Source organism: Streptomyces botrytidirepellens, from assembly GCF_003721215.1.
GTDB lineage: Bacteria > Actinomycetota > Actinomycetes > Streptomycetales > Streptomycetaceae > Streptomyces > Streptomyces himastatinicus.
In genome coordinates, this window is sequence record NZ_RIBZ01000539.1 from 1 (window position 1) to 2,586 (window position 2,586).

The following is a 2,586-nucleotide window of genomic DNA, read 5'->3' on the forward strand; positions in this document are numbered from 1 at the left end:
CGGCGGGCGCCGCCCCGAGGCGGGCCGGCCCGAGACCAAGGGACCGGAGGCGGCATGAGCCCGGGGGCGATCCCGGTGGCCCCGGGGGCGTCGCCCGCCCCGGCCCGCCACCGGGCGGGCAGGGCTCGCGCCCCGCCGCGCGCCGGAGATGGCGTCAGAAGCGATCAGAAGTGATCAGAAACGTCAGAAGACCGGGCCGGTGAACTTCTCGCCGGGCCCCTGGCCCGGCTCGTCCGGGACGGCCGACGCCTCGCGGAAGGCGAGCTGGAGCGACTTGAGGCCGTCCCGCAGCGGGGCCGCGTGGAAGGAGCTGATCTCGGTGGCGCTCGCCGTGATCAGACCCGCGAGCGCGTTGATCAGCTTGCGCGCCTCGTCCAGGTCCTTGTGCTGCGGGCCCTCCTCGGCCAGCCCCAGGTTCACCGCCGCGGCGCTCATCAGGTGCACCGCGACCGTCGTGATCACCTCGACCGCGGGTACGTCCGCGATGTCCCGGGTCATACGGTCGAAGTCGGGGGTCGGCTGCCCGCTGTTGGCGTCGCTCATGGTGGTCGAAGGCTCGCTTCCTGGTGGATGATGGGCTCCACCCTAGGACGCCGCCCTTCGGCCGCTCGTACCGGTCGGGGGAACCGGGAGTGTGACATGGACGACGGGCCCCGTCGCCGTCCCTCCGGCCGCCCGGTGAGCATCCCGCGCGGGTCCTGGTATCGTAGGTAAACGACCGGCCGGTCACTCGCGTGTCCGGCCCACAAGTGGAGGCTCCGAACTCCCACCTCCCGGCCATTTGGGTCGGCAGGTCAACGGTCAGGCTGCGCCCCGCGGTGACATCGCGGCGGTGCTCCCGGTCAGTGAGGAGCCCCGCCTGTGTACCGTCCCGGGGCGTTTTGTGTTTCTCGGCTCGGTGGTCTCTATACAGACGTAACGCGGCAGTCCGCCAGGCGGTCGCGTGGTGCAACCGAGGAGGATCCATCAGCGCCGAGCCCCGCATCAACGACCGGATTCGCGTCCCCGAGGTGCGACTCGTCGGTCCCAGTGGCGAGCAGGTCGGCATTGTGCCGCTTGCCAAGGCCCTGGAGCTTGCGCAGGAGTACGACCTCGACCTCGTCGAGGTGGCGGCGAACGCTCGCCCGCCGGTCTGCAAGCTCATGGACTACGGAAAGTTCAAGTACGAGTCGGCCATGAAGGCCCGTGAGGCGCGCAAGAACCAGGCGCACACGGTCATCAAGGAGATGAAGCTCCGGCCGAAGATCGACCCGCACGACTATGACACCAAGAAGGGTCACGTCGTCCGGTTCCTCAAGCAGGGCGACAAGGTCAAGATCACGATCATGTTCCGTGGCCGTGAGCAGTCCCGGCCCGAGCTCGGCTACCGGCTGTTGCAGCGGCTCGCTGAGGACGTCCAGGAGCTGGGCTTCGTGGAGTCCAACCCCAAGCAGGACGGCCGAAACATGATCATGGTTCTCGGTCCGCACAAGAAGAAGACCGAGGCGATGGCCGAAGCCCGCGAGGCGCAGGCCGCCCGCAAGGCCGAGCGCCAGGGCGCCGGCCACGCGGAGGAGACCGCCGAGGAGCCCGCCGAGGCGTGACCGCGAGGCGCGAGCCTCGACCGCCCAGCCCGCCCGGGACCCCGGTCCCGGACACCAACCGAAACACATGACGCTTCCGTACGCCGGATCGCGGTACCCGCCGCGCCCCGGCCGCCCGGACAGCGCCCCCGACGAGGAGTGAACGGCGACATGCCGAAGAACAAGACGCACAGCGGTGCCCGCAAGCGATTCAAGGTCACCGGCTCCGGCAAGGTCATGCGCCAGCGCGCCGGTCGCCGCCACCTTCTCGAGCACAAGCCGTCGACGCTGACGCGCCGCCTGGACGGCAAGGTCGAGATGGCCCCGGCCGACGCCAAGAAGATCAAGAAGCTTCTCGGCAAGTGACGCACCCGCCCCGCCGAACCGGCGGGGCGTGCGCCAGGCCGATCGCGACCTATTCGTTTCCGGGCCGTGTGAGTCACCCGCGGCCCCGTACAAGGAGTTAAACAAGTGGCACGCGTCAAGCGGGCAGTCAACGCCCACAAGAAGCGCCGGGCGATCCTCGAGCAGGCCAGCGGCTACCGGGGCCAGCGCTCCCGCCTGTACCGCAAGGCCAAGGAGCAGGTCACCCACTCCCTGGTCTACAACTACAACGACCGCAAGAAGCGCAAGGGCGACTTCCGGCAGCTGTGGATCCAGCGCATCAACGCCGCTGCCCGCGCCAACGGCATGACGTACAACCGCTTCATCCAGGGTCTGAAGGCCGCCAACATCGAGGTGGACCGCAAGATCCTCGCCGACCTCGCGGTCAACGACGCCAACGCGTTCGCCGCGCTGGTCGAGGCGGCGCAGAAGGCGCTGCCGAGTGACGTCAACGCCCCGAAGGCGGCCTGACCTCACGCCGACGGACCCGCAGGTGCCCCTGGGTACCTGCGGGTCCGCGCGTGTAGGCGCCCCCCCGCCGCCTTGCGGGCGTCATCGCCGGGCGCGGCGCCCGGCGGTGCCCCGTGGTTCGTCGCCGGGTGCGGCCCGGTGGCCGGGTTGCGCCGCGGCCCGGGGCGGG

Annotated in this window: 4 protein-coding genes; 3 read left to right on the forward strand and 1 reads right to left on the reverse strand. The window is 70.4% G+C overall.

The features are described 5' to 3' along the window. Positions 1-183: 183 nt before the first annotated feature. Positions 184-543, reverse strand: a complete 360-nt coding sequence (locus tag EEJ42_RS32490; RefSeq protein ID WP_123105515.1) for a DUF1844 domain-containing protein — start codon at positions 541-543, stop codon at positions 184-186. A 422-nt stretch (positions 544-965) separates the two neighbouring features. Here EEJ42_RS32490 and infC point away from each other — a divergent pair, with 422 nt between their 5' ends. From infC to rplT, 3 genes are all read left to right on the forward strand, one after another. Beyond that, positions 966-1,583: a translation initiation factor IF-3 gene (infC, locus tag EEJ42_RS32495; RefSeq protein WP_123105519.1), complete on the forward strand. Its 618-nt coding sequence runs from the start codon at positions 966-968 to the stop codon at positions 1,581-1,583. A 150-nt stretch (positions 1,584-1,733) separates the two neighbouring features. Next, complete coding sequence (rpmI, locus tag EEJ42_RS32500) at positions 1,734-1,928, forward strand: 50S ribosomal protein L35 (protein ID WP_123105517.1); 195 nt, start codon at positions 1,734-1,736, stop codon at positions 1,926-1,928. A 105-nt stretch (positions 1,929-2,033) separates the two neighbouring features. Continuing rightward, positions 2,034-2,417 carry a 50S ribosomal protein L20 gene (gene rplT, locus EEJ42_RS32505; protein ID WP_009713826.1) on the forward strand — a complete coding sequence of 128 codons (384 nt, stop codon included), beginning with the start codon at positions 2,034-2,036 and terminating at the stop codon, positions 2,415-2,417. Positions 2,418-2,586 lie beyond the last annotated feature (169 nt).